Raw genomic sequence first — 6,262 nt, forward strand, 5'->3', positions numbered from 1 at the left:
CTGCAGTTCGCGGAGCAGACCGTACGAGGAGCCGAGCGGGCCGCCGGTCGCCAGCAGCGCGTCGTCGACCAGCGGGACGGGGAACTCCACCGGGACGTACGCCCCGGCGTGGTCGAAGTGCCAGACCAGGTGCGACTGTTCGGCGGTGGACTCGAACATCTCCAGCAGCTGCTCGTAGTCGCCGCCGAGCGCGTCCACCGGGGTGATCTGGAAGCCGGTCACGCCCAACAGGTAGGCGCGGCGCAGGAAGTGGAGCGAGTCGTAGTCGAAGGCGGCTATCGGCTCGACCTCACCGGTGATGCCGGGCGCGTAGCCGTGCACCGGGACCTCGGGCAGCCCGTGGCCGGCCAGCACCGCGTTGTAGCGGACGAGGTCGTCCCGGAAGGGGTTCTCGGGGTTGTAGGTGAGGACGTCCACGAGCGGGACGAGCCAGAGGTCGCAGGCCATGGCCGGCTCATCCTCTCCGGGGGTCGGACGCGGCGCGCGCGCCGCCGACGGTGGTCGGGGAACGAGCGCCCACCCTACCGGTGCCCCGCCGGGCCCACGGGGCCGAGGACGGCGTCCCCGCTCAGGACGGAGAGGTGCGGCCCGGCACCGGGCCGGAGGGGCGGACCGGCCGCCCGAAGCGCCCGGGCGGCACCGACCGGGGCGGCGGGACCCGGGTGGCCTCCTCCGCCACCGCGGCCGGAGCGGCGGGGACGGCCGGGGCCGGGGCGGCGGCCTGCGGGCCCGGCTCGGAGGCGCCCGCGACCGGCGCGCGCAGCAGAGCCGCCACCGGCACCTCGTCGGTCTCCTCGCCCGCCAACCGGCCCAGCAGCTCCAGCGTGAACAGGTTGTAGTCGTTGACCACCCGGTGCGCCCCGGACAGGTCGCGGGCCTCGATCCGGTCGACCAGGTCGCCGTGCCGGTCCCAGCAGACCCCGCCCAGGTCCCCCACCTGCCGCAGGTAGGGGGCGGCGAACATCCAGGACTGCACCCGCAGCCAGCCGAGGTAGTCGGCGATCCGGGCGTTCCCGAGCAGGGCCGCGGCCTCCTGCCAGAACCGCAGGTCGCAGCCGACCAGCACGTCCAGCTGGCCCTGCCGGGAGGCGCGGGCGGCGGCGTCGGCCCGGCGGCGCAGCGAGGGCATCCGGGACCAGTCGTAGCTCCCGGAACCCCGGGCCGGGTGCGCGGTGAGCCGGCGCATCGCACTGTCGGTGAGCAGGGTGCGCGCCTCGAAGATCTCCACGAAGTCCCGCCAGGTGAAGGCGGGGACGGTGAAGCCCCGGTGGTGCTCGGTGCGCAGCAGCCCCTGGGCGGCGAGGTCGACCATCGCCTCGCGGGCCGGGGTCGCGGACACCCCGTAGAGGTCGGCGATCTCCTTGACGGTGAAGTTCCGGCCGGCGGCGAGCCGGCCGGCCATCATCTCCTCGCGCAGCGCGTCGGCGATCTGCTCGCGCAGGCTGTTGCGCTGGATCGGGGGACGGGCGGCACCGGTGCCGTACATGCGGGCCACCCCTCCTCGGCGGGCGTCACGGGGCCAGCGCGGAAGGCGGTGGCGGCCCATCTTCTCAAAGTCGCCCCCGGGGTGCACAAGTACCCCATCACGCCCATAACCGGACAGCGGACACCGACTGCCGGGCAGCGGGCGGCCGCCGCACCGGCCGGGCGGACGGGGACGGTACGCCGGGGCAGGCGGCGGCCGGGAGGCGGCAGCCCGGCGTCAACGCCGGACGGGCGTCAGCGCTGGACGGGCGCGGGGATGCCGAGCAGCCGGTCGCGGTGCACCGGGAAGTCGGCGCGGGCCTTGCCGACCTCCGCCGGGTCGAACTCCACGGTGAGCACCTCCTCGTCCGGGCCGGCCTCGCCGAGCACCCGGCCCCACGGGTCCACCACCAGGCTGTGCCCGGCCTGCGGGACCCCGCCGTGGGTGCCCGCGGTGTTGCAGGCCAGCACGAACGCCTGCTCCTCGACGGCCCGGGCGCGGGCCAGCAGCGTCCAGTGCTCGCGGCGGCGCTCCGGCCAGGCGGCCGGCACCACGAGCAGCTCGGCGCCGTCGTCCAGCAGGGCCCGGAACAGCTCGGGGAAGCGCAGGTCGTAGCAGGTGGCGAGGCCGAGCCGGCCGAGGTCGGTGGCGGCGGTGACGATCTCCTGGCCCGCACCCATCGCGACCGCCTCACCGCTGTCGAAGCCGAAGCGGTGGATCTTCCGGTAGGTGTGGGTGAGGGTGCCGTCCGGCGCGAACAGCAACGAGGTGTTGTAGATCGGGCCGTCCGGATCGCGTTCGACGATCGAACCGGCGTGCAGCCACACCCGGGTCGCCCGGGCGGCCGCCGACATGGCCTCGGCGGTGGGCCCGTCCAGGGGCTCGGCCCCGGTCGCCCACGCCTCGTAGGCGAAGCCGCCGAGCGCCCACAGCTCCGGCAGCACCACCAGGTCCGCACCCTCCTGGGCCCTGACCAGCGCCGCGGCGCGGGACCGCCGCTCGGCGGGCGGCTCGGAATCGGAGACCGCGAGTTGGATCAATGAAGCGCGCACAGTACCACCGTCCACGGCAAGAGTCCTACGATCATCACCCGAAAGCGCTGCCCTGCTGTGACCCGACAGCGTAACGTGCGGGTAGCGCTTGCGCCCCCAGGTCCCGGCGGCGGCCGGCGGGGCGTGTTGGAAGCTGACGGAGGACCGGAGATACCCGTGACGGACAACCAGACCGTGCAGGCTTACACCGACGCGTGGACGCAGTCCATCGAGTCCGTGGCCGAGCTGCTGGCCCCGCTGCCGACCGACTCCTGGAACCGGCCCACCGAATGCCCCGGCTGGTCGGTCCGCGACATCGTCTCGCACATCATCGCCGTCGAGTCGGAGCTGCTCGGCGACCCCCGGCCGATCCACTCCCTCCCCCGCGACCTGCGGCACGTCACCAGCGAGTTCGCCCGCTACGTCGAACTGCCGGTCGACAAGCGCCGCTGCCACACGCCGGTGGAGATCACCAGCGAGCTGGAGTACACGGTCATCCGCCGCTCGCGCGCCCTGCGCAACGCCCGTCAGCAGCCGGAGGACCTCGTCCGCTGGCCGGCCGGCCCGCTCTCCCGGGACATCAGCTACACCGAACTGCTGCGCAACCGCGCCTTCGACGTCTGGGTGCACGAGCAGGACCTGCGCCGCGCCCTGCATGTGCCCGGCAACCTGGACTCCCCCGGCGCGGCGGTCGCCCGCGACTACCTGGTCCAGGGGCTGCCCAAGGTGGTCGCCAAGCTCGCCGGCGCACCGGCCGGCACCACGGTGGTCTTCGACGTCAGCGGCCCGCTGGAGTTCCTGCGCACCGTCCGGGTCAACGCCGTCGGCCACGGCAGCGTGGACACCTCCGTCGGCCTCGCCCCCGACGTCCAGTTCCACCTGGACTGGGAGACCTACCTCCGGCTCGCCTGCGGCCGGGTCCGCCCCGAGATCGCCGCGCACGCCGTCCGCGTCGACGGCGACACCGAACTCGCCGCCCGCATCCTGGCCCACTTCGCACTGACCCCCTGACACCCCCGCCCCTTTCGGGAGCCTTCCCTGGCGCACGCCCCCGCGCGCGGGTGGCGCACGCCCTCGTACCCCCGTACGACGCCTGCCGACCGCCACATCACGCGTTCGGACTCGTTGATGTGTGCAGAACCCATCACCGAGAGTGAAGGAGAGGCGGTATGCACGACGAGACCGACATGGTGTTGGTGCCGTCGAGCTTCCCGATCACGGGGCAGCCGATCTGGGTGGTGATGATCGACGGGGAGCCGTGGTTCGTCACCGCGGACGTGTGCAGGATCCTCGGGCGCGACAACGCGAGCCGGGCGGCCGACCTGGTCGGACCGGGCAACCGGCGGACGGTCGACAGCCGCGAGCTAACCCTTATTTCAAATACGCAATACGACGTTTCCGCAGACGGGAAACCCTACGGGCGCGGAAATCCGATGCTCGGCCTGATCAACGAAGCGGGCCTCTACCGGCTGGTCATGAGGTCCCGGAAGCCGGCCGCCCAGCCCTTCCAGGAGTGGATCACCGGGGACTTGCTGCCCTCGATCAGGCGCGGTGACTTCGACCTCGGCCACCACCGGGCACGGATGGCCGAGACCCTGACGGGAACGGTCGGGGAGCAGGTGGAGATCCTCACCGACGTCACGCGGGGTGACGGCGTCGGCGCCCACGTGCGCTCGGACGGCACGGTGCACTGCCGGCACGGCGAGATGGAGTTCAGGGTGCCGGGCCGTGGCGAGGACAGCGGGCCGCCCTTCGGCCCGTACTACAGCTGCCCGAGCGTGGAAGGGGTCGGGATCCGCGGGAGCGTGGTGCTGCCGCGCTGCCCGCGGCTGAAGCTGGTCGAGCTGATCCGGCACCTGGCCGAGACCGGTCGCCGCAACCACCCGGGCGGCACCGTCCGGTGCGAGCTCGGCCGGGTCACCTTCTCGGGGGCGCCGCTCGACATCGCGGACCTGCTCCGGGAGATCGGCGAGGCCTGAGTGGCAACCCTCAGCCGAGGTCAGGGTTTCTGACCTGTGGAAACGGCCAATATCCTCGCCCGAGGCGAGGGTATTGGCGTTCTCTCAGTGCCCTGCCCTGCCGCGGAGGCGGAGGATCATCGCGGTGCCGACCGCCAGCGGCACGTACTGCCAGCAGAAGGCCCAGCGGTAGGCCTCGGCGGAGTGGGTGCCGTCGGCGCCGGCGAGGGTGTCGAGGAGGACGCCGATGCCGAGCAGGGTGACGACGGCGCCGACGAAGCCGCCCATGTTGGCGATGCCGGAGGCGGTGCCGAGCCGTTCGGCGGGGTTGTGGGAGCGGGCGTAGTCGAGGCCGACCAGTGAGGCGGGGCCGTTGCTGCCCATGACGGTGATCAGCACCACCAGCAGCCAGAGCGGCGGTCGTCCGCCGGGCCAGCCTAGGGCGGCGGCCCAGCAGAGCGCGGTGGCGGTGATCACCGCGAGGGTGAGCGGCATCCGGCTGCGCGGGCTGCGGGAGACCGTCCGGCCGAAGAGCAGGGCGAAGGCCATGTTGCTGACCACCAGCAGGGTGAGCATCCCGCCGGCGGCGGTGCGGCTCATGCCCTGGCCCTCGACCAGGTAGGGCATGCCCCAGAGCAGGCCGAAGGCGCTGGCGGGGAAGGCGGTGGTGAAGTGCACCCACAGCCCCAGCCGGGTACCGGGTTCGGCCCAGGCGTCCCGGATCTGTCGGCCGACGGACGTGGTGGGGGCGGGGGTGCTGCGGCGGGTCCGGCGGTCGTGCCCGGGCCCCTCCCGCAGGACGAGTCCGACGAGCGCGAAGATCCCGGCGCCGGCCAGGGCGATGGCGGCGAAGGTGGCTGTCCAGCCCTGTTCGTGCAGGGCCCGGGCGAGGACGACCGTGGTGACCAGATTGCCGCCGACCCCGACCAGGCCGGTGAGCTGGGCGATCAGCGGGTTGCGGGCGGCCGGGAACCAGTGCGCGGCGATCCGGAGCACGCTGATGAAGGTCATGGCGTCGCCGCAGCCGAGCACGGCCCGGGAGGCGAGGGCCGGGCCGAAGGAGGTGGCGAAGGCGAAGGCCAGCTGCCCGGTGCTCATCAGCAGGACGCCCAGCAGCAGCACCCGCCGGGCGCCCTGGCGGTCCACGAGCAGGCCGACCGGGATCTGCATGGCGGCGTAGACCAGGACCTGCAGGATGGCGAAGGTGGAGAGGGCGGAGGCGCCGATCCCGAAGCGGGCGGCGGCGTCGAGGCCGGCGACGCCGAGGCTGGTGCGGTGGACGACCGCCAGGAGGTAGACCGAGGCGCCGACGGCCCAGGCCGCCCAGGCGGCACGGCCGCCGGGCGGCACGGGACGGACGAGGGGCTGCGGCGGGACGAGGGGGGACGGGGGACGGGTGGTGCCGACGGGGTCCGCGCTCATGGCCCCTGAGCCTAGTCATCCCATGACCGGATCAATCCGGCAGGGTACGAACCGGGTCCGCGCCGCGGACACCCCCGGACGCACCACGGACCGCCACCAGCACGCCGGTCGACCGGTCAGCCGGTCAGCGTCCAGCTCACCGTGCGGGTCATGAAGCGGTCCCGGAACGCCTCGTCGCGCACCCAGTCGGTGGTGTCGCGGACGGTCGCGGTGACGGTGGCGCGGGCGCCGGGTGCGAGCGTCAGGCCGGCGGTGTCCAGCCAGGTGCCGCCGGGGGCCGCCACCGGCCGCCCGTTCACCGTCCATTCGACGGCCAGCTGGCGCGTCCCCTCCAGGGGCACCGCGCTCACCTGGAGCCTCGGCCGCCCGGTGACCACACCGGGCGT

6 protein-coding genes and 1 pseudogene are annotated in these 6,262 nt (G+C 73.8%); 2 read left to right on the forward strand and 5 right to left on the reverse strand.

Annotated elements, in window-relative coordinates:
* From ABZ641_RS23000 to ABZ641_RS23010, 3 genes are all read right to left on the reverse strand, one after another.
* The coding region (locus tag ABZ641_RS23000) for a hypothetical protein (RefSeq protein ID WP_359984454.1) at nucleotides 1-447 on the reverse strand (447 nt) is incomplete at its 3' end.
* A gap of 121 nt (nucleotides 448-568) precedes the next feature.
* The gene (locus ABZ641_RS23005; protein ID WP_344622176.1) at nucleotides 569-1,486 is read right to left on the reverse strand and encodes a GntR family transcriptional regulator; all 918 of its coding nucleotides are present in this window, start codon (nucleotides 1,484-1,486) and stop codon (nucleotides 569-571) included.
* A 233-nt stretch (nucleotides 1,487-1,719) separates the two neighbouring features.
* Entirely contained in the window at nucleotides 1,720-2,517 is a 798-nt protein-coding gene (locus ABZ641_RS23010; protein ID WP_359984455.1) for a carbon-nitrogen family hydrolase, read from the reverse strand.
* A 156-nt stretch (nucleotides 2,518-2,673) separates the two neighbouring features.
* Here ABZ641_RS23010 and ABZ641_RS23015 point away from each other — a divergent pair, with 156 nt between their 5' ends.
* Complete coding sequence (locus ABZ641_RS23015) at nucleotides 2,674-3,507, forward strand: maleylpyruvate isomerase family mycothiol-dependent enzyme (protein WP_359984458.1); 834 nt, start codon at nucleotides 2,674-2,676, stop codon at nucleotides 3,505-3,507.
* 158 nt (nucleotides 3,508-3,665) lie between these two features.
* Entirely contained in the window at nucleotides 3,666-4,475 is an 810-nt protein-coding gene (locus tag ABZ641_RS23020; RefSeq protein WP_359984460.1) for a BRO family protein, read from the forward strand.
* An 84-nt stretch (nucleotides 4,476-4,559) separates the two neighbouring features.
* Here ABZ641_RS23020 and ABZ641_RS23025 read toward each other — a convergent pair whose 3' ends face one another.
* The gene (locus ABZ641_RS23025; RefSeq protein ID WP_359984463.1) at nucleotides 4,560-5,876 is read right to left on the reverse strand and encodes an MFS transporter; all 1,317 of its coding nucleotides are present in this window, start codon (nucleotides 5,874-5,876) and stop codon (nucleotides 4,560-4,562) included.
* A gap of 116 nt (nucleotides 5,877-5,992) precedes the next feature.
* Nucleotides 5,993-6,262 (reverse strand): annotated as a pseudogene (locus tag ABZ641_RS23030) (hypothetical protein); the annotation flags it as partial.

This window comes from Kitasatospora sp. NPDC007106, from assembly GCF_040634455.1.
Taxonomy (GTDB): Bacteria; Actinomycetota; Actinomycetes; order Streptomycetales; family Streptomycetaceae; genus Kitasatospora; species Kitasatospora arboriphila.

Excerpts from the sequence above, each read along its gene's own strand:
- ABZ641_RS23025 (WP_359984463.1), bottom strand. The coding sequence starts at position 5,876 with ATGAGCGCGGACCCCGTCGGCACCACCCGTCCCCCGTCCCCCCTCGTC.
- ABZ641_RS23020 (WP_359984460.1), top strand. The coding sequence starts at position 3,666 with ATGCACGACGAGACCGACATGGTGTTGGTGCCGTCGAGCTTCCCGATC.
- ABZ641_RS23005 (WP_344622176.1), bottom strand. The coding sequence starts at position 1,486 with ATGTACGGCACCGGTGCCGCCCGTCCCCCGATCCAGCGCAACAGCCTG.